This window comes from Streptomyces sp. NPDC006643, assembly GCF_042870175.1.
GTDB lineage: Bacteria > Actinomycetota > Actinomycetes > Streptomycetales > Streptomycetaceae > Streptomyces.
This window is the reverse complement of the sequence record NZ_JBIAHA010000022.1, coordinates 1-22,959: the sequence shown is the minus strand read 5'-3', so window position 1 is coordinate 22,959 and position 22,959 is coordinate 1. Positions and strand designations below refer to the sequence as shown.

Annotated in this window: 22 protein-coding genes; 10 read left to right on the top strand and 12 right to left on the bottom strand. The window is 71.4% G+C overall.

The genetic code is table 11. The annotated features are described in order from the left end of the window. Positions 1-77: 77 nt before the first annotated feature. On the bottom strand, positions 78-584 hold the full coding sequence (locus ACFYNU_RS27720; RefSeq protein WP_356597099.1) for a carboxymuconolactone decarboxylase family protein: 507 nt from the start codon (positions 582-584) through the stop codon (positions 78-80). A 250-nt stretch (positions 585-834) separates the two neighbouring features. Here ACFYNU_RS27720 and ACFYNU_RS27715 point away from each other — a divergent pair, with 250 nt between their 5' ends. Then, positions 835-3,918, top strand: a complete 3,084-nt coding sequence (locus tag ACFYNU_RS27715; RefSeq protein ID WP_356597097.1) for a BTAD domain-containing putative transcriptional regulator — start codon at positions 835-837, stop codon at positions 3,916-3,918. Positions 3,919-4,276: 358 nt separating this feature from the next. Next, positions 4,277-4,459, top strand: a complete 183-nt coding sequence (locus ACFYNU_RS27710) for a sigma-like protein (RefSeq protein WP_356597096.1) — start codon at positions 4,277-4,279, stop codon at positions 4,457-4,459. Positions 4,460-4,657: 198 nt separating this feature from the next. On the opposite strand, the gene ACFYNU_RS27705 is transcribed toward ACFYNU_RS27710, so the two are convergent. Next, positions 4,658-5,170 (bottom strand): hypothetical protein, encoded by a 513-nt coding sequence (locus tag ACFYNU_RS27705; RefSeq protein ID WP_356597094.1) that lies wholly within the window; start codon positions 5,168-5,170, stop codon positions 4,658-4,660. Between the two features lie 205 nt (positions 5,171-5,375). Here ACFYNU_RS27705 and ACFYNU_RS27700 point away from each other — a divergent pair, with 205 nt between their 5' ends. Next, positions 5,376-6,071, top strand: coding sequence for a hypothetical protein (locus ACFYNU_RS27700; protein WP_356597092.1), 696 nt, complete (start codon positions 5,376-5,378; stop codon positions 6,069-6,071). 58 nt (positions 6,072-6,129) lie between these two features. On the opposite strand, the gene ACFYNU_RS27695 is transcribed toward ACFYNU_RS27700, so the two are convergent. Next, positions 6,130-8,526, bottom strand: a complete 2,397-nt coding sequence (locus tag ACFYNU_RS27695) for a PQQ-binding-like beta-propeller repeat protein (RefSeq protein WP_356597090.1) — start codon at positions 8,524-8,526, stop codon at positions 6,130-6,132. A gap of 335 nt (positions 8,527-8,861) precedes the next feature. Continuing rightward, positions 8,862-9,647, bottom strand: a complete 786-nt coding sequence (locus ACFYNU_RS27690) for a VOC family protein (RefSeq protein ID WP_356597088.1) — start codon at positions 9,645-9,647, stop codon at positions 8,862-8,864. A 349-nt stretch (positions 9,648-9,996) separates the two neighbouring features. Between ACFYNU_RS27690 and ACFYNU_RS27685 the strand changes: the two genes are divergently transcribed. Then, a complete protein-coding gene (locus ACFYNU_RS27685) occupies positions 9,997-10,644 on the top strand; it encodes a TetR family transcriptional regulator (RefSeq protein ID WP_356597084.1) in 648 nt (215 codons plus the stop codon). A gap of 76 nt (positions 10,645-10,720) precedes the next feature. On the opposite strand, the gene ACFYNU_RS27680 is transcribed toward ACFYNU_RS27685, so the two are convergent. Together ACFYNU_RS27680 and ACFYNU_RS27675 are read right to left on the bottom strand one after the other, a co-directional pair. After that, complete coding sequence (locus ACFYNU_RS27680; RefSeq protein ID WP_356597082.1) at positions 10,721-11,299, bottom strand: TetR family transcriptional regulator; 579 nt, start codon at positions 11,297-11,299, stop codon at positions 10,721-10,723. A gap of 163 nt (positions 11,300-11,462) precedes the next feature. Continuing rightward, positions 11,463-11,762: a hypothetical protein gene (locus ACFYNU_RS27675; RefSeq protein ID WP_356597080.1), complete on the bottom strand. Its 300-nt coding sequence runs from the start codon at positions 11,760-11,762 to the stop codon at positions 11,463-11,465. A gap of 164 nt (positions 11,763-11,926) precedes the next feature. Here ACFYNU_RS27675 and ACFYNU_RS27670 point away from each other — a divergent pair, with 164 nt between their 5' ends. Genes ACFYNU_RS27670 through ACFYNU_RS27655 form a run of 4 tightly spaced genes read left to right on the top strand, consistent with a single transcriptional unit; the run spans position 11,927 to position 14,259 of the window. Continuing rightward, complete coding sequence (locus ACFYNU_RS27670) at positions 11,927-12,178, top strand: hypothetical protein (RefSeq protein WP_356597078.1); 252 nt, start codon at positions 11,927-11,929, stop codon at positions 12,176-12,178. Next, positions 12,159-12,686 (top strand): DUF6879 family protein, encoded by a 528-nt coding sequence (locus ACFYNU_RS27665; protein ID WP_356597076.1) that lies wholly within the window; start codon positions 12,159-12,161, stop codon positions 12,684-12,686. Before ACFYNU_RS27670 ends, ACFYNU_RS27665 begins: the two co-directional genes overlap by 20 nt. A 15-nt stretch (positions 12,687-12,701) precedes the next feature. After that, positions 12,702-13,553 (top strand): helix-turn-helix transcriptional regulator, encoded by an 852-nt coding sequence (locus ACFYNU_RS27660; protein ID WP_356597074.1) that lies wholly within the window; start codon positions 12,702-12,704, stop codon positions 13,551-13,553. Positions 13,554-13,569: 16 nt separating this feature from the next. Further along, complete coding sequence (locus tag ACFYNU_RS27655) at positions 13,570-14,259, top strand: pyridoxal 5'-phosphate synthase (RefSeq protein WP_356597072.1); 690 nt, start codon at positions 13,570-13,572, stop codon at positions 14,257-14,259. Between the two features lie 189 nt (positions 14,260-14,448). Here the strand turns inward: ACFYNU_RS27655 and ACFYNU_RS27650 are convergent, their stop codons facing one another. The 4 genes from ACFYNU_RS27650 to ACFYNU_RS27635 all read right to left on the bottom strand — a co-directional run bounded on the left by ACFYNU_RS27650 (position 14,449) and on the right by ACFYNU_RS27635 (position 17,413). Next, positions 14,449-15,003, bottom strand: a complete 555-nt coding sequence (locus ACFYNU_RS27650; protein WP_356597070.1) for an isochorismatase family cysteine hydrolase — start codon at positions 15,001-15,003, stop codon at positions 14,449-14,451. Continuing rightward, positions 15,000-16,397, bottom strand: a complete 1,398-nt coding sequence (locus tag ACFYNU_RS27645) for an MFS transporter (RefSeq protein ID WP_388767565.1) — start codon at positions 16,395-16,397, stop codon at positions 15,000-15,002. The genes ACFYNU_RS27650 and ACFYNU_RS27645 overlap by 4 nt, the downstream gene beginning before the upstream one ends. 89 nt (positions 16,398-16,486) lie before the next feature. Then, a complete protein-coding gene (locus tag ACFYNU_RS27640; RefSeq protein ID WP_356597065.1) occupies positions 16,487-16,960 on the bottom strand; it encodes a MarR family transcriptional regulator in 474 nt (157 codons plus the stop codon). Between the two features lie 69 nt (positions 16,961-17,029). Continuing rightward, positions 17,030-17,413 (bottom strand): helix-turn-helix domain-containing protein, encoded by a 384-nt coding sequence (locus ACFYNU_RS27635; RefSeq protein ID WP_356597063.1) that lies wholly within the window; start codon positions 17,411-17,413, stop codon positions 17,030-17,032. Positions 17,414-17,524: 111 nt separating this feature from the next. Between ACFYNU_RS27635 and ACFYNU_RS27630 the strand changes: the two genes are divergently transcribed. Both ACFYNU_RS27630 and ACFYNU_RS27625 read left to right on the top strand, forming a co-directional pair. Further along, positions 17,525-17,935, top strand: coding sequence for a Rid family hydrolase (locus ACFYNU_RS27630; RefSeq protein WP_356597061.1), 411 nt, complete (start codon positions 17,525-17,527; stop codon positions 17,933-17,935). Between the two features lie 139 nt (positions 17,936-18,074). Beyond that, on the top strand, positions 18,075-21,503 hold the full coding sequence (locus tag ACFYNU_RS27625; RefSeq protein WP_356597059.1) for a BTAD domain-containing putative transcriptional regulator: 3,429 nt from the start codon (positions 18,075-18,077) through the stop codon (positions 21,501-21,503). On the opposite strand, the gene ACFYNU_RS27620 is transcribed toward ACFYNU_RS27625, so the two are convergent. Continuing rightward, complete coding sequence (locus ACFYNU_RS27620; protein ID WP_356597057.1) at positions 21,476-22,279, bottom strand: ABC transporter permease; 804 nt, start codon at positions 22,277-22,279, stop codon at positions 21,476-21,478. The two genes, ACFYNU_RS27625 and ACFYNU_RS27620, sit on opposite strands and share 28 nt — an antisense overlap. Continuing rightward, the coding region (locus ACFYNU_RS27615) for an ATP-binding cassette domain-containing protein (protein WP_388767499.1) at positions 22,276-22,959 on the bottom strand (684 nt) is incomplete at its 5' end. The genes ACFYNU_RS27620 and ACFYNU_RS27615, both read right to left, overlap by 4 nt.

The following is a 22,959-nucleotide window of genomic DNA, read 5'->3' as shown; positions in this document are numbered from 1 at the left end:
CCGGGTGGGGGGGGGGGCGCCGGCGGGGGGGGGGGGGGGGGGGGGCGGGCCCCCCGGGGGGGCCCCCCCCCCCCGGCTCACTTCCAGGGATCGCTGAACGACCGGCCGGGCACCGGCTTGGCGACGAGAGCGAGCGCGATGAAGAAGCCGACCTGGCCGATCGCGTTCATCAGCGTCGTCAGCGCCTTGTCGTCGTAGTGCGCGGCCACCCGGGCGTACAACTCGTCCGGGACCCGCTCGCCGTGCTCCGAGGGCTGGAGCACGGCCTCCACGAGCGCCAGCGCCGCACGCTCGGCCGCGTCGAAGTACGGCGAGTCCTGCCAGGACGCCACCGAGGTGATCTGCTCCTCCGGTGCCCCGGCCTTGCGCAGGAAGCCCGTGTGCAGAACGGTCAGATAGGTGCTGCGGACGATCTGGCCGGCCCGCAGATGGACCAGACTGATCGTGGTGCGCGGCAGGGAGCCGTTGCCGACGGCCCTGAACAGGGCCGCCGACACCTCGGCCAGTTCGGGAACGAGCTTCGTCGGGTCCTCGGACAGCCGCGGCACCATCGGTACCACCGCGGTGATCGAACGTGTTTCCATCGCCGTCTCCCAAGCGTTGTCGCGTGGTTGTGTTCGTTGTCATGTCGTGGGCGTCGCCGCCCTCACCGGTCTGACGGATGCCGGCGGGGAGATGTGACGGAGGCGGTGATCGCACCCGGATTTACCCGGAGGGGCCTCGTCCTTTACCGTGTCGAGGGCTTGTGCAGACCCCCGCCCAAGGCTGACGCCGCCGCTCCGGACAAGGCAGACTGTCGGGGGCGATACCGGCAGTTCGGGGGCAGGGGGAGCTATGGACCGTGACAGCGGGCCGCGCGTACCAGAGCAGCGGGCTCCGACCACACTGGGCAGCGCAGCGACGACCGCACCCATGAACACGACAGCGACGACGACCAGCGGCCGGACCGGCGACGCGAGGGGCGGCGCGAGCACCGCGGCCGACAGCCCCGCCGCCCAGGGTCCGGCCCCGGCCCCGGAACCCCGCGCCGGTGAGCTGCGCTTCAGCGTGCTCGGGCCCGTACGCGCCTGGTGCGGAAACGAGTTGCTGCCGCCCGGTTCGCCCCAGCAGCGCGCGCTGCTCGCCGCCCTGCTCCTGCGGGACGGCCGTACCGCCACCGCCGGTGAGCTGATCGACGCGATCTGGGGCGAGACGGCGCCCTCGCAGGCGCTCGCCGCCGTACGGACGTACGCCTCCCGGCTGCGCAAGGTGCTCACCCCCGGTGTCCTGGTCAGCGAGTCCGGCGGCTACGCCTTGCGCACCCGGCCCGACGCGCTGGATCTGACCGTGGCGCGGAATCTGTCCGCCGCCGCCGAGAAGGAGCGGGCCTCGGGCAATCGCCAGCAGGCCCGTCTGCTGATCAACAAGGCCCTGGGCCTCTGGGACGGCGAGCCGCTGGCCTCCGTGCCGGGCCCGTACGCCGAGACCGAGCGTCACCGGCTCGACGAGTGGCGCCTCCAACTGGTCGAGCACCGGCTGGACATCGATCTGGAGCTGGGCCGGCACGCGGAGGCCGTCTCCGAACTCACCGCGCTGACCGCCGATCAGCCGCTGCGCGAGCGCCTGCGCGAACTGCTGATGCTGGCCCTCTACCGCAGCGGCCGGCAGGCCGAGGCGCTGGCCGTGTACGCGGACACGCGCCGCCTCCTCGCCGACGAACTGGGCGTGGACCCGCGCCCCGAACTCTCCCGGCTCCAGCACCGCATCCTCCAGGCCGACGCCGAGCTGGCCCGCCCGGTGGAGGAGACCGCGCCGGTCGTGACCTTCACCCGGCCCGCCCAACTCCCCGCCACTGTCCCGGACTTCACGGGCCGCGAGGCATTCGTACGGGAGCTGGGCAGGCGTCTGGCGAGCGCCGAGGGCTCGGTGATGGCCGTCTCCGCGCTCGCCGGTATCGGCGGTGTGGGCAAGACGACGCTGGCCGTGCATGTCGCGCACGCGGCGAGGCCGCGCTTCCCCGACGGACAGTTGTACGTGGACCTCCAGGGCGCCGACGCGCGTTACGCCGAACCGGAGGCGGTGCTCGGCTCGTTCCTGCGGGCGCTCGGCACACCCGACTCGGCGATCCCGGTCTCGCTGGACGAGCGCTCCGCGCTCTACCGCTCGGCGCTCGACGGCCGCCAGGTGCTGATCCTGCTCGACAACGCGCGCGACGCCGCGCAGGTGCGCCCGCTGCTGCCCGGTACGGAGGGCTGCGCCGCGCTCGTCACGAGCCGGGTCCGGATGGTCGACCTGGAGGGCGCCCATCTGGTCGATCTGGACGTGATGTCGCCGGACGAGGCGCTTCAGCTGTTCACCCGCATCGTGGGTGAGGAGCGCGTCAACTCCGAGCGCGAGGCGGCGCTGGACGTGGTCGCCGCCTGCGGTTTCCTGCCGCTCGCCATCCGTATCGCCGCCTCCCGGCTGGCCTCGCGCCGTACCTGGACGGTGGCCGTACTGGCGGCGAAGCTCGCCGACGAGCGGCGCCGGCTGGACGAGCTCCAGGCGGGCGATCTGGCGGTGAAGGCGACATTCGAGCTGGGTTACGGCCAGTTGGAGCCCGCGCAGGCCCGCGCGTTCCGGCTGCTGGGGCTGGCCGACGGACCGGACATCTCGCTGGCGGCTGCCGCCGCCGTACTGGACCTGCCGCTGCACGAGACCGAGGATCTGCTGGAGTCCCTGGTGGACACCTCGCTGGTGGAGTCGGCGGCGCCGGGCCGCTACCGCTACCACGACCTGGTCAGGCTCTACGCGCGTGCCTGCGCCGACCGCGACGAACAGCCGCCCACCGGCATCGACCTGGCGCTCTTCCGACTGCTGGACTTCTATCTGGCGACGGTGGCGCGGGTGTACACGATCGAGCGGCCGGGCGACCGGCTGAAGGACCATCTGGAGCCGACGGAGTACGAGGGGCTGGTCTTCACCGACCGGCAGGAGGCGCAGGACTGGCTCTACGCGGAGGCCGACTGCCTGCTGGCGTGCGCCCGGCAGGCGGCGGGCGGGTCGCGGCTGCGCGTCGCCGTGGACCTGCTGTGGGCCGCGCAGGATCTGGCGGAGTCGGGGGCCAACTCCAAGTCGTACGAGGCGGCGGCCCGTTCGGCGCTCGCCGCGGCCCGCGCGGCGGGTGACGCCCGTACGGAGGGGCGCGCCCGGACCTCGATGACCAACGTCCATCTGGTGGCGGGCCGTTACGAGGACGCGGACGAGGAGGCCCGGCAGGCGGCGGCGCTGGCCCAGTCCGTCCAGGACCCGGCGCCGGTCTACTGGTCGGACAACGACCGCGGCATCATCGCCTTCAACCAGGGCCGTTACAAGGACGCCGAGGCGCATCTGCTCAAGGCGATGGAGGGATCGCGCGCCGACGGCAACCGCCCCGGCGAGGCGAGCGCCCTGTGCAACCTCTCGCGTATCCAGCACTCCATGGGCCGTACGTCACGGGCCATAGCGCTGGCCGAACAGGGCGTTCAGGTCTACGACAGCATCGGTCACACCCTGCGGCTGTCCAACGCCCGCTTCGCGCTGGGCATCGCGCTCACCCACGCCGGGCGGCTGACGGAGGCGCTGGACCAACTCGGCGAGGCGCTGGCGGGGTTCGAGGCGAACCGGCAGCGTCTGTGGGAGGGCACCACCCACTTCCGTATCGCCCAGGCCCACTTCGAGGCCCGGCGCGCGGCGTCGGCCGCGCAGCACGCCGAGCAGGCGCTCGCGATCGGCTGCATCGGCGGCGACCGGACGCGGGCCAATGTCCTGATCACGCTGGGCAAGGCGCTGGAGGGCCTGGGGCAGGCGGACCGCGCGCGGGTGTGCTGGCGCGAGGCGCTGTCGTTGCTGGGGCAGTCGGACGCGGCGGAGGCCGAGGAGGTCCGGGGGCTGCTCGACGCGCCACTCAGCGCGGCGTAAGTCCTCCCTGGCGTGGCGTAAGTCCGGCCCGGCGTGGCGTAAGTCCTGCCTGGCGCCGTACAAGTCCCGCCCGGCGCCGTGCAATTGCACTCGGCGCTGCGCGAGTGGCGCGACGTACGCGAGGGGCGTCCGATGTCCTACGGGGTGCCCGGCCTGGGCGTTCATCGAATGTTTATGCTCTTTAGGCATGCTCCAGTGCATATTCGATCCGTCGCCTCGGGGGGCAGACGGGTCACTTGGGACCACCGTCTCCGTACGGAGACGGTGGGTCCACCAGGCCTTCTGCCCGGAGACCTCGGGGGAGTATCCGGGCGGAAGGCCGCCTCGTAAGACGCAGGGCGATCCCAAGGGGGAAAAGATGAGCACCGAGAAGAACGAGAAGAACGCGGACGACATCACCACGCAGGGCGACCACCACTCGCCCGCCCCGCCCAAGGACGGCGGCCTGACCACGCAGGGCGACCACCACTCGCCCGCCCCGCCCAAGGACGGCGGCGTGACGACGCAGGGGGACCACCACTCGCCGGCGCCGCCGAAGTAGCAGGCGCACGCGCACGGGGCAGTCCGGGTCGCGGTCGCGGCGGCGGGGAGGGGAGCTGCCGCGGCCGTGCACAGCCGGGGGACATGAGCGGGGGACGTAAGCGGGGGCGCAAGCAGGGGGCGTAAAGCAGAGGAACGACGGACGTCGGGACCGTTCAGGGGGCCCCGCCGACCGTCGTTCCTCTGTGTTTCCGGGTGCTCAGACCGCCAGGCGGACGACGTTGTCGACCTTGCAGTCGCCGCCGGACGCGCCGTTGTCGTCGGACAGGTCCACCGCGGTGACCTCGATGGTCTGCGCACCGCCCGGGGCGACGTTCGGGATGCTGCCGGCGGTGTTGCCGACCGTCGCGCCGGCTGCGTCGGTGAAGTCGACCGTGAACGAGTAGGAGTAGGCCACCGAGCCACTGTTGTCGGCGGTGATCTCCGCGACGAAACCCTGGGTCGTGGTGTCGTACTTGCACTCGACGATGGTCAGGTCGCGGCCGGCGTCGGCCGAGCTGCCACCCGTGACGGAACCTCCGGTGGTGGTGGAGCCCGACGTGCTGTCGCTGTCGTAGTCGTCGTCGTAGTCGCTGTCCGAGTGGCTGCCGCCGCTGGAGCTGGAACTGCTGCTGGAGCTGGAGCAGCCGCCGCCGCTGGAGCCACGGGCGCCGGTCAGCGCGAAGACGGCGATACCGAAGACGGCTATGGCGCGGACATGACGAATTTTCACTTCAACCCCCGTTGAAAATGGTGCGGTTGGTCACTGTTGATGCCCTTTTGTCGAGCGCATGTCAGCCTAGCAGGGCGTGAGGAGTGCTCCGCGCACAAGACCTCGGTGCACGGGACCAAATCTGGCGGCCCATGGTTCCCGGGCGTAGCGTCGAATTCTGGTAGTCGCATTCGGCACTCGGCACTCTCGTCCAAGGAGGCCGTCGATGGTCCGCAACATCATCGGGTCGGTCCTCGCCGTCATCGGGGCCGCCGGAGCGGTCGCCAGCCCCTTCCAGGCCTGGTACGACGGCCGGCACGGCCGGGACTACCGGGTCGAGGACCTGTTCAACGGCATCACCGGCACCAGCTCCGACCTGTGGGTCTCGCTCCTGCTGCCCTTCGCCTTCGCCGCCCTGGTCACCCTGCTGGGCCTGGTGCTGCGCTCGCGGCTGCTGGTGGCGCTGTCCGGGCTGATCGTGCTCGGGTTCACCGTCCTGTGGATGGTGCGCCAGGGGCAGCGCGCCGACGGCCTCACGCTGAACAGCGACGGGACCGGGATCGGCCTCGGGGTCGCCGCCGCCCTCGGTGGCGGGGCACTGCTGCTGATCGCGGCGGCGGTGATGAGCGGGCGGCGCTCGCGGCGCAGGGGCGGGAGCGGGACGCATCGGTACGTGGGGGGCGATCGGGAGCCGGAGCGGTACGGGGAGACCGGCCAGGTCGGCGAAGTCGGCCAGGTGGGTCAGGTGGGTCAGACCGGCCAGGCCAGGTACGACCACCCGTACGACGCCGGATTCCCGCCGGCGGGCAGTACGGAACAGCACGCCTGGGACGACACCCGGGACATCCAGGACACCCGCGAACAGCCGTGGACCCCACCGCCGCCGGACGACGACACGGGCCGCGACCAGGGCCGCCACTGATCTCGGCGGCGCCACCGGAGCACGCGCGGGGTCCGGCGCCACCCGAGCACGCGCGGGGTCAGCGGGCGCCGCGGCCCGTCGCCGTGCCCTTGATCGCGTCCAGCGCGTACACACAGCGGTCCTTGCTGCACGCGTACACCACTCCCCCGCGCGCCACCGGTGAGCCCGTGATCTCGCCGCCCGTCGCCAGCTTCCAGCGGAGCTGTCCGCCGCCGGCGTCCAGCGTGTAGAGAACGTGGTCGGCCGAGCCGAAGTGCAGCCTGCCGTCGGCCACGACGGGCGCGCCGACGACCTCGCCGCCGGCCGCGAAGCGCCACTTGGGCGTACCGGCGACCGCGTCCAGCGTGTAGAGCGCGCTGCCGCTGCCCACGTGCACGTTCCCGGCGGTGACCAGGACCGGTTCGAGTGACTGGCGGGCCTCGGTGGCGATGCGCCAGCGGTCCTTGCCGGTGGTGGCGTCCAGCGCGTACACCGTGCCGAGGTAGTCGGCGAGATACACACCGCCGCCGGTCACGGCGGGGCCGGGCGCGAAGGCGGGCGGCGAGAGGAAGACGGCGGGCGCCTCGAAGTGCCAGCGCACATGCCCGCTCGCGATGTCGATCGACAGCACGCGGGTGCCCGCCGAGACGTACACATGGCCGTCCGGCGCGGGCACCAGCCGGATCGGTACGCCCCCGCAGGCCGCGCCGTCGCCGATGGGATACGACCAGCGCTCGCTGCCGGTGCGGGCGTCGAGCGCGCGGAGGCGGGCGTTCTGCCACACGTACACCGTGCCGTCGAAGATCGCGGGCCCGGCCTCCGGTGTCTCGAAGTCGGTCTGGGCGCCGGTGACTTCCCACAGCTTCTCGCCGTTGGACGCCTCCCACGCCTGGACGCCGCCGCCGCGCGTACCGGTGACGACGGTGCCCCGGTCCGTCTTCAGCGAATACACCCAGGCGTCGGTCTGGAGCCGCCAGCGCTCGGTGCCGTCCGCGCCGTCCAGCGCGTAGAGGGTGGGGCCGTCGGAGGCGTGGATACGGCCTCCGGCGACGGCCATCGACCAGGCGACGTCGCGGGTCTTGAACTGCCGGCGCCCGCTGCCCACGTCCAGCGCGTGCACCTCGAACGACGTGACGTAGAGAAGGTCGCCGTCGACGACCGGGGTGCCCCAGACGTCGTTCGACATCCGGAAGCGCCAGGGCCGCCAGCGGCCCGGCGCGGCGCCGGCGTCGGGGGCGGGCGCCGGTGCGGGCAGCGGCGGCGCGGCGGGCGCCTGGACGCCGCCGCCGGGCGGGTGGGCGCCGGTCGGCCCGACGGGCGGCCGGATCCAGCCGGTGGCCGGTCCGGCGTCGACAGCGGCGGCGCCGCGGCCCTCGGCGACACGGGGGCCGGGGCCGATCGGGACGGGGGAGCCGGAGAGCCTGACGGGCCCGCCGGGGCCCGGTACGGCGGGCGCGGGCACGGCGGCGCCGCCACCGCGGCCGGCGTCCCGGTCGGGCGACGGCGAGAGCGGCGGGGGGTCGTGCGAGGGCGGCGGCGGCAGCAGGGGGCGTGCGGCTGCCGCCGCGGCGGCGCTGATACGGCCGCCGCCACGGCGCTCCTCGATCATCTCGGTGGCGGACGCGGGCAGCCAGGCCGACGCCGTACCACTGTCGTCACTGCCCGAGGCGAACAGATGCGGGGCGAGCTGAGACTGGAGATCGGCGGGCGTCGGGCGCCGGCTGGCGTCCATCTGCATGCACGACTCGATGAGGGGGCGCAGCTCCTCCGCCAGCCCCTCCAGATTCGGTCCCTCGCGCAGCAGCATGAAGACGGTCTCGACCGGGTTGGCCCCGTGGAAGGGCGCGTGCCCGGTGGCGGCGAAGACGAGGGTGGAGCCGAGCGAGAAGACATCGCTGGCGCCCGTGACGCTGCGGGAGTCGCGTGCCTGCTCGGGCGACATGTACGCCGGGGTGCCGACGGCCACGTTGGTCATGGTCAGCCGGGTGTTGGAGACGCCGGACGCGATGCCGAAGTCGATGACGCGCGGTCCGTCCTCCACCACCAGCACGTTCGACGGCTTGAGGTCGCGGTGGACCAGGCCCTCGCCGTGGATGGATTCGAGGGCCTCGGCGATACCCGCGGCCAGCCAGCGCACACCCTGTACGGGCAGCGGGCCGCACCGGTTGACCATCTCCTCCAGGGAGGGCGCGGGCACATAGGCGGTGGCCAGCCAGGGCACGGCGGCCCGGGGGTCGGCGTCCACCACGGCGGCCGTGTAGAAGCCGCTGACCGCGCGGGCCGCCTCCACCTCGCGCGTGAAGCGGACACGGAACAGCTGGTCCTCGGCGAGTTCGGTGCGGACCGTCTTGATCGCCACGCGCCGGCCCGAGGCCGAGCGCGCGAGATAGACGAGCCCCATCCCGCCCGCTCCGAGGCGTCCGAGCACCTCGAAGGGCCCGATACGTCTCGGATCGTGCTGCGTCAGCTGCTCCACTTGCCTGCCACCTCCCCGTACGGGCCACAAAGGTACGGCCCCCTGCCCCCTGATTCTTCCTGTCTGGCCCGATGGTTGCGAACCCGGGGGCGGATCGGGGTGTCTCACCCTGATTCGGACAGAAAATGAGGGGCCTCGTACGGAGTGAGTATCACGCCCGTAACAGTCTTGACGCGTACGGACCAACGCGGGTTGCCCCGCACGTATACACAGCTCACACGGGCCCCATCCGCCACATGGGGGTGCGGGGGCCAGATGGGGGTGCGGGGGTCACATGGGCCGCGCCAACCGTCTCGGATGGGTCTCAACTGGGTCTCGGATGGCCTCAGGCGGCCTCAGGCGGCCTCGGGTTCGGCGAGCACGGCGAAGAGCGCGCCCTGGTTGTCCACCAGGGTGGCGATCCGCCCGTACGGGGTGTCGGTGGCGGACTCCCGGATCCGGCCGCCCAGCCGTACGGCCTCGGCGACCGTCTCGTCGCAGTCCGCCACGGAGAAGTAAACGAGGAAATGCCCCGGCATCTCCTTGGGAAATGCGTCGGTGATGACACTTCGCCCGCCGATGGCGCTGTCGCTCTCCGGCTCGGATCCGGCCGGGGACCAGGTGCGGAAGTCGACCGGTTCCCCCGGGAGGTCCTTGCCGACGAAGCCGAATACCGACTCGTAGAAGAGGTCGACGCTCTCCTTGTCCCTCGTATAGACCTCTGTCCAGCAGAAAGATCCGGGCTCACTCTGCTTTTCGAAGCCGGAGTACGCCCCCGGCTGCCAGAGGCCGAAGACCGCGCCGCCCGGATCGACACCCTGCGCCCTCGTGCCGTACGGCCCCACGGCGGTCGGATCCATCACCATTCCGCCGCCGGCCTCCTTGATTCGCGCACTGAGCGCGGTGGCGTCCGATGTCGCGAAATAAACGCCCCAGGCGGTCGGCATACGCCCGTCCTGCTTCGCGGCGAGGGCGGCGACTCGCTTTCCGTCACTGAAAGCATTCGTGTAGTACCCGTATGCCGCGCCGCCGTCCGCACCGAATGTCCAGCCGAACAGCTCGCCGTAGAAACGCTTGCCCGCCCGGACGTCGGGAAGCGACACATCCACCCAGCACGGTGCGCCTTCCGCGAATGCGGCCATGAGCCCGGATCCTTCCCTCGCGTGCGTACCGCCCGAGCGATGCGCCTTCCGGCCACGCTAATGGCGCATTTCGCCCGGCGCAGGCCGGGGCAGGCCGGGGCAGGCCGGGGCAAATCGAACAATTGACTAATTATCTCGTGGTGAGGGGCTGTACGCGGGGAGTTATCCACCGTAGTTGTCCACAGGCTGTTGATAACACTATTCCTGGTCACGGCTCCGAACAGGCCCTTCCGCCGCCTCTCCCCACCCTCCTCTTCCACCGTCTCTTCAGGCCCCCGTGATCAGCGGGCGGTTCCCCATTTGCAGTCGGCCGAATCGCGCTCCGATCACCCCTCGGTAAGCTGACGGCATGACAGGACAAGTACGTACCGTCGACGGCCGCGTGGCCGGTCGGCGCGGCCAGGCGACGCGGCAGAAGCTGCTCGACTGCCTCAGCGAGATGCTCAGCACCTCGCCGTATCGGGACGTCAAAGTCATCGACGTTGCCCGGAAGGCAGGCACTTCACCCGCGACCTTCTATCAGTACTTCCCGGACGTCGAGGGCGCTGTCCTTGAGATCGCCGAGGAAATGGCCAAGGAGGGTGCCGGATTGACCGAACTGGTCTCCGGGCGCTCCTGGGCGGGTAAAGCGGGACGCCAGACGGCGGAGGAACTCGTGGAGGGATTCCTCGACTTCTGGCGCAAGAACGACGCGATCCTCCGGGTCATCGATCTCGGCGCGGCCGAGGGCGACAAGCGGTTCTACAAGATCCGCATGAAGATCCTGAGTTCGGTCACCAACTCCCTTACGGATTCCGTGAAGGAGCTCCAGTCCAAAGGCCGGGTCGACAAGGACGTCAGCCCCGCCGCGATGGCCGGCTCGCTGGTCGTCATGCTCGCCGCGGTGGCCGGGCACCAGAAGGGCTTCCAGACCTGGGGCGTGAAGCAGGCCGAACTCAAGCCGAACCTGGCGCTGTTGGTCCATCTGGGCATCACGGGCAAAAAGCCGGCGAAGTAACGTCACTCCACTCTTCACTCCGTCCTGTCACGCCGGCGGCGGATCAGCGAACTGATCCCCCGCCGGCGCTCCCGTCTCACGGACCGGACGGCAGTACGCGCTCCACCAGCTCACCGATCAGCCGCGCGGTCTCCTCCTCCGAGAAGACACCGGGCAGCGTGAGCCGCTCCACCACGAGCCAATTGGCGGCCAGATAGATCATCTTGACCGCGTCGGCGTCACCGGGCAGCCCGGACGCCAGATGGTGCGTGACGTTCTCCTCGACGTCCCTGGCCACACGCGCGGTCAGCACGGCACGCAGCTCGGGGCGCCGGGTGGCCTCCAGCCGCAGTTCGAGCAGCGCCAGAAACCCGGTCCGGAACGCCGTGACCCGCTCCACCACCTGCCGCACCAACTCCGCCGTCCGCTCCCGGGTGTTGGGCCCGCCGACCATGCCGGCGACGGTGGCATCGTCGGGAAGCAGCCGCTCATAGATCCGGTGGCCCGCCTGGTTGAGCAGCTCGTCACGGTTGGTGAAGTAGTTGGACGCCGTACCTTTGGGCACCCCCGCCTCCCCGTCGACGGCCCGGAAGGTCAGCCCGCGGGCACCGTCACGGGCGAGCACCTCGATGGCGGCATCGACGAGCGCGGAGCGGCGGGCCAGGTTCTGTCGCATGGGGTGGTCGCACCTTTCCTGTTAGCACCACTTCACATGTAGTACTACACCCTAAGTGGTCCACCCTGCGCCTCGCGCCTATGCGCCTCTGTCCCGAAGCCGTCGGGCGGCCGGGGCGGGGCTCGATGGGCGAGATGGTGGGGCGGGCGTCCGCGACGGTGGGTCAGGTCGGCGAGGGCCGTGGCCAGGTGACGCCGGAGTCGCCGACGTATTCGTTCGCGTGGTCGCCGCCGTGATCCGGGTCGATCCGTACGCAACGGATACCGGTGCCCGGCTTGAGCACCCAGCAGAGCGCCCCGGCCTCGGCCCGAGCCGCCTTCGCCGCGCGCAGCAGCCGGCCGCCGGTGGGGCAGCAGCTGCCGTCGCGTCGGCCGAGGCAGTCGCGGCAGTGGTCGACGTGGTCCAGGAACTCGTTGTGGAGGGCGGCGTCGTCGGGCTGAGGCGCGGGTGTCTGTGTGGCCATACCCAGCACCGTAGAAACGAGCTCTACGCCACGGCCATCAATGTTCACGAATGTTCAGGTGATGTATCTGCACCTGTTCATGGCGTCATTACACCCTTGGCCGCACCAGCCAGATGGTCGATCGTTGTGAACAATCGTGTACGTCACAAGCGAAGGAGGGGGGCATGTCTTTACAGTTCATCGGCATCGATCCCGAGACCGGCGATGGTGAAAGCCCCACCGTGTGGATCGACCAGGAGAAGCAAGAGCTCGTCATCCAAGGATGGAAGCCGAGCCCCGAACTCAAGGCGGAGTGCGCGGCGTTCGAGGTGCCGGGGCACGCGCTGGGCGTGCCCGAGCACGAAGCGGTCGTCCGTGTCCCCGCCAGGATGGCGGGCATGATCAGGGAGGCGTGCGATGCCGTCGAACGTCCCTAGCTTTGAGGAACTGCTGGGCTCCGCCCGTGACTCCGCCCTACACCTGGAGATGCGGGACGTCTACGCGGTCGAAAACGAATCGGGCCCGTTCGCGGCTTGGCGCGCCGGCGAACGCCTGAACCCCGACGACCGCGCGTCCTGGTGGCGTCCCTGGCTCACCCTCATCGAGGAGACCGTCGCCCGCGGAGTAGTCGTACGCCGTGCCCGGATCGTCTCCGAACCCGTCTCCGAGTACATCAAGTACGAGCACTCAGGCACCTTCACGAACGTGGCGGCAGGCGAACTCGTACGCTGGCTACCCCGTCGTCAGGCGTCCGACCTCGCCTTGCCCGGCAACGACTTCTGGCTCATCGACAACCGGGTGATCCACTGGAACCACTTCACCGGCAACGGCGAATCGGGTGGACCGGAGATCAGCGAGGATCCGGACGCCGTGAAGCTCTGTTCGACCGCCTTCGAGGCCGTATGGTCCAGGGCCATACCGCACGATCAGTACGAGATCCGCTAGACGAACGGCCAGTTCATGCCCGCCTCCCCGTCCTCCTCCGCCCAGGCCGCCCGCGAGCGCGTCGCCCGGCGGCTTCGCGACCTTCGGGCCGACGCGGGAATCAGTGGGAGTGAGCTGGCCGCCCGTGCCGGATGGACCCATCCGAAGACCAGCCGCCTGGAGAACGCCCGTACTCCGCCGACCCCGGCCGACATCCGGGCCTGGTGTGCGGCCTGCGAGGCCGACGAAGAGGCCGAGGACCTGATCGTCGCGTCCCGCGACGCCGAATCCCAGTACGTCGAATGGCGGCGCCGGGTCCGTACCGGCCTCAAGACACTCCAGGAGAGCTACCTCCCGCTGTTCCAACGGACCGAGTTGTTCCGGATCTACTCGACAACCATGGTCCCCGGCGTGCTCCAGACCGACGGTTACCTCCGCAGCCTGCTGGGTGGCATCACCGACTTCCGTGAGATCCCCAACGATGTGGACGCCGCGGTGGCCGCGCGCCTGGAGCGGTCGCGGATCATCCAGCAGCCCGGGCACCGCTTCGCACTGCTCATCGAGGAGGGCGTGCTCCACCATCAACTCGGCGACTCCGACGCGATGGCCGCCCAACTCGGTCACCTGCTGACCGCCGGCGCCATCCCGTCGGTCTCCCTCGGCATCATCCCCGCCGCGACACGGGAACGTGGGCACTGGCCCATGGAGACCTTCCATGTCTACGACGACAGCCTCGTCTCCGTCGAGCTGTTGTCGGCCCGGGTGACCGTCACCGAGCCGTCCGAGATCGCCCTGTACATACGCGCGTTCGAGAGGCTACGGACCATGGCCGTATACGGCGCCGACGCCCGTGGCCTCGTCGTCAAGGCCCTCGACGCGCTGCGCTGAGGGGTTGAATGGGCCCATGAGCGACGACGTGAGCGACGTGGGCGGCGAGCAGCAGGAGGCGTTTCGGGGGGTCCTTCGGGAGTTGCGGACCTGGGACAGCGGGCTGGCCCGCTTCGACACCGGGGACGTGCCCGACGTGCCGTTGGCGTTGTTCCAGCGGTGGTTCGTCGAGGCCGCCGGGGCCGGGCAGGTCGAGCCGCATGCCATGGTGCTCGCCACCGTCGACGGTGCCGGGCGGCCCGACGTACGGACCCTGCTGCTGCACGACGCCGACGAGCGCGGCTGGCACTTCGCCTCGCACGCGACGAGCGGGAAGGGCCGTCAGCTGGCTGCCCGGCCGTGGGCCGCGCTCGGGTTCTACTGGCCCGCGCAGGGGCGGCAGGTCCGGGTGCGGGGTGCGGTGAGCGCGGCGGGGGCCGAGGAGAGCCGGGCCGATCTGGCCGTACGGTCCACCGGTGCGCTGGCCGCCGCCCTCACCGGACGGCAGAGTGAAGTACTTGGCTCGGCCGGGGAGTTGGCGCACGCGTCGCAGGCCGCGTGGGAGCGGGCGCGGGCCGAGCCGGACGCGCCCGCGCCGACGTGGACGGCGTACGTGCTCGACGCCGACGAGGTCGAGTTCTTCCAGGGCGACGCCCAGCGGCGCCATGTCCGGCTGCGCTACCGCCGTACCGCCGAGGGCTGGGTGCGGGAGCTGCTCTGGCCGTAGGGGGTGTCTTGTCGATCAGGCCGGATCAGGGAGCGCCCGCCGCGCAGCGGGTGATGTCACGTTGGTGCGTGCGATCGCAAGGCGGAGGAGGGAGACAACGCGGAGCGTTGGCGACCGACGACAACGCGGCGAGGGCGCGTGCCAGGGACCGCGAGCCCGGCAAGATCGGCAAGACACCCCCTAGCGGTGTCAGCCGAGGGCGGAGATCCAGGCGTCGACCGTGGTGACGGCGGCCTGGCGGGGGAAGACCTTCTCGGTCAGTACCCGGTGGACCTCCGCGTCGGTGTCGCCGCATCCGTCGGCCAGGACGGTCAGCCCGAAATCCAGGTCGGCGGCCTGGCGGAGGGTCGATAGGACGACGCCGCTGGTGGCGAGGCCGGTCAGGACGAGGTGGTCGATGCCGCCGCCGCGCAGGACGAGGTCGAGGTCGCTGCCGGTGAAGGCACTGACGCGCTTCTTGGTGACGACGCTCTCGTCGGGGCGGGGCGCGACGTCGGGGTGGATGGCGGCGCCGGGGTCGCTGTCGGTGAACGCGCCGTCGGGCAGGGCGCTGAAGGCCTGGCTGGAGCGGGTCTCGGGGCGACCGGCGCGGAAGCCGATGACGACGTACACCACCGGTACGCCGGCGCTCCGGGCCGCGGTGACGGCGCGGGCGAGGCGGGACGTGTAGCCGGGGTCGTGGTCGCTGACGCGGTCGACGATGGCCTGCTGGACGTCCATCACGAGCAGGGCGGAGTTGGTCATGGCTGGCCCTTCGTCGTTGAGGTGGTTTCGGGGCGGGTTTCGGAGTGGGTCTCGGTCTTCGCGGGGGCGATACGGCGCAGTGAGCGGTCGGCCGCGGTCACCGTCAGGAACACCACGCTGACGGCGAGCAGGAACCAGGCGAGGTGGTGCAGCCCGCCGGTGTCGACGTGCTCGCCGAAGAAGGTGCCGTTGGCGGTGGAGGCGATGATGGCGCCGAGGTAGCCGAAGGTGCGCAGGAGCCCGGCGGAGGAGCCGGTGCGGTCGGGGTCGGCCTGGTGGTAGACGGCGTTCTGGAGGGCGAGGCTGTTCAGTCCCTGGGGGACGCCGAGCACGAACACGACGGCCAGCAGCAGCGCCACGGGGCTGTCGACGTGCAGGAGGAGCAGCAGGGCGCAGGCGGCGATCTGCCCGGCGGCGCCGATCAGGAGCTTGCCGCGCACGGCCTCGCGGCGTCCGGTGAGGGTGGAGACGATGATCGCCGTGGCGAACAGGGGGAGTTGGACGAGGCCGGCCTGGGAGGCGGAGAGCCCGTACCCCTCCTCCGTCCACTGCGTGTAGCCGTACAGGAAGCCGTAGGTGACGACGTAGCAGAGCAGCGCCCTGCCGTAGGTGGCGAGGAGCGGGAGATTGCCGCCGAGTACGCGTATGTCTATGAAGGGCTGCCGCGCCCGTAGTTCGCGCCAGGTGAAGCCCGCCGCAGCCGTGACGGCCAGGGCCGCCGGATACCAGTCGCCGCCGGGGTTCATCAGGAACAGCAGCAGGCAGACGAGCGCCACGGAGAACAGGCCCATGCCCGGCAGGTCCAGGTCGCTCACGGGGTGGCGGCCGTCGGCGCGGCGTGCGGGCGCGGCAGGAGTCGCGGAGGTCGCGGGGATACGACGGGCGCCCAGGTACAGACCGACGAGCGCGAGGGGGATGTTGACGGCCAGGGTTGCGCGCCAGCCGCCGACGCCGATCAGCAGGCCGCCGAGGCTGGGGCCGATGACGGCGATGGTCTGGGTGGTGACGGCGAGCGCGGTGAGGACGCCGGCCGGGCTGTTCCGTCCGGTGCGCCGGGCCTCGCTCCGGATGAGGTACATGGCGGCCGGATAGCCGGCGCAGGTGCCGAAGCCGAGGAGTACGCGGGCGGCGACGAGGACGCCGAGGTCGGGGGCGAGCATGCCGACGACGCCGGCGACACCGGTCAGGGCCGTCCCGATCAGGAAGAGGCGGCGCGGCCCGAAGAGGTCGATCAGCCGTCCCACGACGGGTTGCCCGATGGCGGTGGCCAGATAGAGGGCCGAGATCAGCCATGCCGTTTGCGAGGGCGGCGCGCCGAGGGCGACGCCGATCGGTACCAACGACACGGAGATGATGGAGGAGTTGACCGGATTGAGCGCCGCTCCCAGCATCATCGGAGCCAGCAGCCGCCGGTCGAAACCGTCGCCCGGCGCCTTGGCCCCGCCGGGAGGCGGTCGGCGCAGGAGGCGGGCCACGGCGCCGGTCACGACCGGGTGACTCGTTCCAGCAGGGCCGCCGCCTCGATGAGGGTGTGCCGTTCGGCCTCCGTGCAGTTGTCTTCGAGGGCGTGGGTGAGCCAGCCCTCTCCGGCGCGCCTGCGGTCCTCCAGGAAGGCGTGGCCGCTGTCCGTGACGAAGATCAGCTGTCGCCGGCCGTCCTGGGGGTCCGGGCGCCGGGAGACGAGGCCGCGATCCTCCAGTACGCCGACGGTGGCGGCCACCGACTGGTGGCGTACGCGCTCGGCAGCCGCCAGGTCGCTGACCGAGGCTTCGCCGTCCTTGTCGAGGCGGCTGAGGACGGAGGTCTGGGAGGGCGTGAGATCGCCGGGGTCGTAACTCTCGCGCATCCGGCGGCGGAGGCGGCTGAACACCACGCGTACGTCGCGCGCCGCGCGTACGGCCGATTCGGACACATCGGTGATGTCGGGGACGCCGGGGACGTCAGCACTCTCGGGCATGTACGCAGGCTAACTTGCGCAGTCCAGACTGTGCAAATATCGCCCGGATTCCCTTGAGCTCGGCCAAGTTCAGGAGGCCTCGAAGCGGTCGCGCGACGACTCGATGTGGCCGATGTACTGATGCGTCCAGTCGCACATCCGGTGGACCGTCTCCCGTAGCGCCAAGCCCGGTTCGGTGAGGGTGTACTCGACCCTCGGCGGCACCGTGGGGTGGACCTTCCGCTCGGCCAGGCCGTTGCGTTCCAGCATGCGGAGGTTCTGGGTGAGCATCTTGTGGCTGATGCCGTCGACCTCGTTCCGCACCTCGCCGAAGCGCAGGGTGCGCTCCCCCAGCGCCTCGATGATCAACAGCGCCCACTTGTTGGCGACGTCAGAGAAGATCTCCCGCGCGAGCGAGTCGGCGCGCGCGAGGTCCGCGTTCTCGGGTGTGCCGCTGAGCTGCTTGGTCACCATCAGGTTCCCCAGTCACTGAAAAGTGCGTTCTTCCATGTCAGCGCACACTCTCCTACGGTTCCTGAGTAACCACAAGACACTGAGCAGCGCGCACAGAGAGCAGGCAGCAGCATGGCCATCACCCTGGTGAACCCGACCGGACTGCCCGAGACCGACATCTACCACCAGGTGTCGGTCGCGACCGGGTCGAAGCTGATCTTCATCGCCGGGCAGGTCGCCTGGGGCCCCGACGGAGCCACGGTCGGCGCCCCGGGCGACCTCGCCGCCCAGGTCGAGCAGTGCTACCTCAACGTCGGCACCGCGCTGGCCGGGGTGGGCGGCTCCTTCGCCGACGTGGCGAAGCTGACCGTGTACGTCGTGGACTGGACCCCCGACAAGATGCCCCAGTTCCTCGACGGTGTCGCGCGGGCGTCCGCGAAGCTCGGGGTCACCCCCGTGGCGCCGGGCACGCTGATCGGCGTCGCGGCGCTGGACGTACCCGAGCATCTGGTCGAGGTGGAGGCCACCGCCGTACTCGACTGAACGACTGAACGACTGAACGACTCGACGCCTCGACGACTGAACGACCGCACAGGCGCCCGTGCGCGCGGCCTCGCCCCGGCACCCCGGCACCACGGCCACCCCGGCACCCCCGGCCACCGCCGCTGGCTAACCTGAGCGGGTGACCACCGAGCTGCGCCTCCTGTCCGAGGTGTCCTACCGGGGCCGGGCGATCACCGGCCCCCGGTTGCACGGCCTCCTCGCACTCCTCGCCGACGACCTGGGCGCGGGCCGCACCGGCGCGCGCCTGGTCGCCGGCCTCTGGCCGGAGACCGAGGAGCGGCCCGAGCACCCGAAGAAGGCCCTTCAGGTACTCGTCTCCCGGATCCGCTCCCAGCTCGGCCCCGGCCTCGTCGTCAGCACCCCCACCGGCTACCGACTCGCCCTGACCGAGCACCAGGTCGACACCTCGGCCGTACTGCTCAGTGCCGCCGAGAGCGCCCGCCACGCCCGCGCGGGCGACCACATCGCCGCCCTCCAGCACGCCGAGGCGGGCCTCGCCCGGTGGGAGCGGTACGACGTCGGAGAGACCGGCGAGATCGGAGAGACCGGCGAGATACGGGACGACGAAGCCGGCTCCGACCCCCTCACCGACCTGCGCCGCCGCCGGGCCGCCACCCGCCGCTCCCTCGTACGCGCCCGCGCCCTCGCCCTCTCCCGGCTCGGCCGCCGTACCGACGCCGTCACCCCCCTCGCCGCCGTCCTGCGTGACCGGCCGCGCGACGAGGAGGTCCTGCTGGAACTGCTGCGCTGCGAGGCGGCCGTCTCGGGCCCGGCCCAGGCCCTGGCCACGTACGACACCTACCGACGCGCCCTGCGCGAGGAGTTGGGCACCGACCCGGGCGCCCCGCTCCAGGCCGCGTACCAGGAACTCCTGCGTGGCCAGGCCCCCGTACTTCGGCAGGGCGTCGCCCACGACCCCAACACCCTCCTCGGCCGCGACGACGACATCACCACCGTCACCGAACTGCTCCGCACCTCCCGCGTGACCTCGATCGTCGGCGCGGGCGGCCTGGGCAAGACCCGGCTCGCGCACGCGGTGAGCCGCGCCGCCGAGCAGCGTGCCGTGTACTTCGTCCCGCTCGCCGGGGTCGGCACCGACGGCGACGTGGCGGGCGAGGTCGCCTCGGTCCTCAGCGTCCGCGAGGCGCGCCGCACCACGCGCGCCGGTCTCACGGCATCGGCTGATGTACTCGGCCTGATCGTGTCCGCGCTGGGCCCCGGCCCGGTCCTGCTGGTCCTCGACAACTGCGAGCATGTCGTGCGCGGCACCGCCGAGTTGGTGCGGGCCCTGGTGTCCATGACCCGTGATCTGCGCGTACTGACCACCAGCCGGGCCCCGTTGGGCCTGTCGTCGGAGTCGGTGTACGGGCTGCCGCAGCTCGATCTCGCCACCTCCGTCGAGCTGTTCGAGCGCCGTGCGCGCGCCGCGCGTCCCGATGTCGAGCTGGCGCCGGACGCCGTGGCCGAGGTGTGCCGCCAACTCGACGGTCTGCCGCTGGCCTTGGAACTCGCCGCCGCCCGCGTACGCGTCATGTCCGTCCCCGCCATCGCCCGCCGCCTGGGCGACCGTTTCACCCTGCTGCGCGGCGGCGCGCGGGACGCGCCGCCGCGCCACCGCACCCTGCGCGCGGTCGTCGAGTGGAGCTGGAATCTGCTGGATCCGGCCGGTCAGGCCGCGCTGCGTGCCCTCTCCGTCTTTCCCGGCGGCTTCACGGAGGAGTCGGCGCACGCGCTGCTCGCCGAAACCGCCTGTACGGAAGAGACCGACGACACGCTGCGGGTTCTGGAGGACCTGGTCGACCAGTCGCTGCTCGGAGTGGTCGACGCCCGGCCGGGGACCCGCTTCCAAATGCTGGAGACCGTAAGGGAGTTCGGCGCGGCCCGGCTGGAGGCGGCGGGCGGGACGGCCGGTGTGACGGCCGCCTTCCTCGCCTGGGCACGCGACTTCGGTACGGCGCACCACGGACCGCTCCTCGGCGCCGAACCCATCGTGTCCGGAGAGCTGATCAAGGCCGAGCAGGACAATCTCCTGCGGGCGCTGCGGCTGGGGCTCGCCCGGGGCGACGGCGCGACGGTGGCGGCCACGACCGCCGTACTCGGCGGCGTCTGGCTCGTGGAATCCGCGTACGCGCGGATGGCGGTGCTCAGCGAGGAGACCGCCTGGCTGCTGTCGCACTACCGGCCGGAGCCCGAAGCCGTCGAGGCCACCAGGACCGCGCTCACGGTCTGCACCGCGTACGCCGTCGTCACCGGTGGGCCGCGCGCCTCGCGCGCACTGGTCGCCCTGCGCCGGCTGCCGGCGGCCCCGCCCGACACCCTGATCCGGGCCGCGGCCGTCGTCCTGACCGCCGGCCCCGGAGAGCCAGGAGGAGAGCCAGGAGGAGAACCGGGAAGGGAGCCGGGACCGGACGCCGACGGGGCCGCACCGCTCCTGACCGCCGTCAGGTGTGCCTTCGACAGCTTCGTCCGCGAGTCCGAGGGCGATCTGCCGGGGGCGCTCGACGCCGCCGGCCGGATGCTCGACGCCGCCGACGTCACGGCGGTCCCCTGGATGTGGGTCATCGCCCACGCGCGCGTCGGTGAACTCTCCGCACGGTCCGGGCGGATCGAGCGGGAGCGGAGCCATTACGAGGCGATGCTGCCGGTCCTCGAAGGGCTCGACGCCCGGCCGGACGTGGTGGGGGTGCACGCGGCGCTCGCGCTCATCGGACTTCAGCTCGGCGATGTCGACGACGCCGAGCGCCAGTTGGACCTGGCGACGCGCTTTCCGGCGGGCGACGAGGGGGCGATGACGTTCGGACTGGGCACGGACGCGGAGTCCGGCCACGCGTTCGATCACGCGGTACGGGGTGAGATCGCCCTCGCGCGTGGGCAGATCGAGACCGGGCTGGGCCTGTGGCGTACGGCCGTGGACCAGGTGACACAGCCGAGCGACCGGAACCTGATCGCCGAACACAGCCTGGATCTCTGGGCCGTGGAGATCGGCACGGCCGCCGTGATGGCGCACGCCCAGCACGGCCGGCTGGATCTCGTCGCGGAAGCGGCCGGCGGACTGCGGCACGCACTGACGAAGGCGCTCGCATCCCCGCTGGTCAGTTCACCGATGTCGATGCTGGAACTCCCGGCCTGCGGAGCCCTGTTGCTGGCGCTGGCCACGGTCGACCTCGCGGCAGCCGAGGACGGCGCGGAGAGCGACGACGGCGACAGCGACAGCAGGAACGACGGCGAGGCCGGCGACGCCAGCAAGGACAGCAACGCCAGCAAGGACGGCGAGGACCACGGTGGAATCGCTCTGCGCCGTTCGGCGGCCCGGCTGATCGCACTCGCCGAACGCTTCCGGCTCCTGCGGAACTTCCAGCCGACCATGTCCCCCGCCCGCGCCCGCCGCACCGCCGAACGGGCCGACGCGACGGAGTACGCGCGGGCGGCGGCCAGTTACGCCGTCCTGCCCCACGACGACCTCCGCGCGGCGGCCCTGGAGGCGCTACGGCAGCGGGACGCGAGCGTACCGAGCACCACTCATCGCGCCGCCGGGTCGCGGTTGTAGAGCTTTTTGGCCCAGAGGTAGGAGAGGAGGGCGATGGCGGTGCTCCAGGCGGCGGTCTGGAGGGCGCTGTTGCCGATCTCGGTTCCGGTGAGGAGTCCGCGGAGGGTTTCCATGACGGGGGTGAAGGGCTGGTACTCGGCGAACCAGCGCAGCCCGGCGGGCATGGAGTCGGTCGGGACGAACCCGCTGCCGAGGAACGGCAGCAGCGTCAGCGGCATCGGCAGATTACTCGCGCTCTCGACCGTCTTGCTGACCAGACCGAGCGCGACCGACAGCCAGATCACGGCGAACGCGATCATCACGATCACCCCGGCAACGGCCACCCACTCCACCGGCGTCGCGCCGCTACGGAACCCGACAAGAAGCGCGACAGCCAGCACGATCACCATCGCGATCATGGTCTGGACAAGACTCCCGACGACATGCCCCGTCAGTACAGAAGCACGGGAGATGGACATGGTGCGGAAGCGGGCGATGATGCCCTCGGTCATGTCCATCGCGACGGAGATCGCGGTGCCCTGCGCGACGGCCGCGACGGTCATGAGCAGGATCCCGGGCATCACATACACGATGTACTCGCTCCGACCTCCCGACCCGGCACCGGCGGTCCCGATGCCGGCGCCGAGGGTGCCGCCGAAGACGTAGACGAACAGCAGCAGGAACACCACCGGCATCCCCGCGAGCAGCACCGTCATCGAGGGATAGCGCAGCATGTGCCGCAGATTGCGCCGCAGCATCGTCGCCGAGTCGGCCAGGGTGTAGGACAGAGAACTCATCGGGTCACGGCCTTCTCGGTCAGCGGATCAACAGCAGCAGCAGCGGTGGTGGGGGTGGTGGGTTTGGGCCGGCCGGTCAGGGCCAGGAACACATCGTCGAGATCCGGGGTGTGGACCGACAGCTCCTCCGCCTCGACCGCGTGCGAGTCCAGGAGATCGAGCAGCGCACGCAGGGACCGCACCCGCCCATCACTCGGCACCTGCACGGTCAGCGCCTCACCGTCCTGGGGAAGGTCGTCCAGCGTGCGGGACAGGACCCGTACCGCGGTCTCGAACGTGCCGGGATCGGCGAACCGCAGCCGCACATGCCCGCCCGGCACCAGCCGCTTCAGCTCCCGCGCCGTACCCTCGGCGACGATCCTCCCGTGGTCCAGGACCGCGATCCGGTCCGCGAGCTGGTCCGCCTCCTCCAGATACTGCGTCGTCAGGAAGATCGTCACCCCCTGGTCCGCGACCAGCCCCCGGATGATGTCCCACATCGTGCGGCGGCTCCGCGGATCCAGCCCCGTCGTCGGCTCGTCCAGGAAGATCAGCCGCGGATCCCCCACCAGCGTCATCGCCAGATCCAGCCGCCGCCGCATCCCCCCCGAATACGTCGACACCAACACGTCCCCGGCATCCACCAGATCGAACCGCTCCAGCAGCTCCGCCGCACGCGCCCGCCCCGCCGCACGCCCCAG

Coding starts and splice junctions, on each gene's coding strand:
- ACFYNU_RS27720 (WP_356597099.1), bottom strand. CDS start 584: ATGGAAACACGTTCGATCACCGCGGTGGTACCGATGGTGCCGCGGCTG.
- ACFYNU_RS27715 (WP_356597097.1), top strand. CDS start 835: ATGGACCGTGACAGCGGGCCGCGCGTACCAGAGCAGCGGGCTCCGACC.
- ACFYNU_RS27710 (WP_356597096.1), top strand. CDS start 4,277: ATGAGCACCGAGAAGAACGAGAAGAACGCGGACGACATCACCACGCAG.
- ACFYNU_RS27700 (WP_356597092.1), top strand. CDS start 5,376: ATGGTCCGCAACATCATCGGGTCGGTCCTCGCCGTCATCGGGGCCGCC.
- ACFYNU_RS27690 (WP_356597088.1), bottom strand. CDS start 9,647: ATGGCCGCATTCGCGGAAGGCGCACCGTGCTGGGTGGATGTGTCGCTT.
- ACFYNU_RS27685 (WP_356597084.1), top strand. CDS start 9,997: ATGACAGGACAAGTACGTACCGTCGACGGCCGCGTGGCCGGTCGGCGC.
- ACFYNU_RS27680 (WP_356597082.1), bottom strand. CDS start 11,299: ATGCGACAGAACCTGGCCCGCCGCTCCGCGCTCGTCGATGCCGCCATC.
- ACFYNU_RS27675 (WP_356597080.1), bottom strand. CDS start 11,762: ATGGCCACACAGACACCCGCGCCTCAGCCCGACGACGCCGCCCTCCAC.
- ACFYNU_RS27670 (WP_356597078.1), top strand. CDS start 11,927: ATGTCTTTACAGTTCATCGGCATCGATCCCGAGACCGGCGATGGTGAA.
- ACFYNU_RS27665 (WP_356597076.1), top strand. CDS start 12,159: ATGCCGTCGAACGTCCCTAGCTTTGAGGAACTGCTGGGCTCCGCCCGT.
- ACFYNU_RS27660 (WP_356597074.1), top strand. CDS start 12,702: ATGCCCGCCTCCCCGTCCTCCTCCGCCCAGGCCGCCCGCGAGCGCGTC.
- ACFYNU_RS27655 (WP_356597072.1), top strand. CDS start 13,570: ATGAGCGACGACGTGAGCGACGTGGGCGGCGAGCAGCAGGAGGCGTTT.
- ACFYNU_RS27650 (WP_356597070.1), bottom strand. CDS start 15,003: ATGACCAACTCCGCCCTGCTCGTGATGGACGTCCAGCAGGCCATCGTC.
- ACFYNU_RS27645 (WP_388767565.1), bottom strand. CDS start 16,397: ATGATGCTGGGAGCGGCGCTCAATCCGGTCAACTCCTCCATCATCTCC.
- ACFYNU_RS27640 (WP_356597065.1), bottom strand. CDS start 16,960: ATGCCCGAGAGTGCTGACGTCCCCGGCGTCCCCGACATCACCGATGTG.
- ACFYNU_RS27635 (WP_356597063.1), bottom strand. CDS start 17,413: ATGGTGACCAAGCAGCTCAGCGGCACACCCGAGAACGCGGACCTCGCG.
- ACFYNU_RS27630 (WP_356597061.1), top strand. CDS start 17,525: ATGGCCATCACCCTGGTGAACCCGACCGGACTGCCCGAGACCGACATC.
- ACFYNU_RS27620 (WP_356597057.1), bottom strand. CDS start 22,279: ATGAGTTCTCTGTCCTACACCCTGGCCGACTCGGCGACGATGCTGCGG.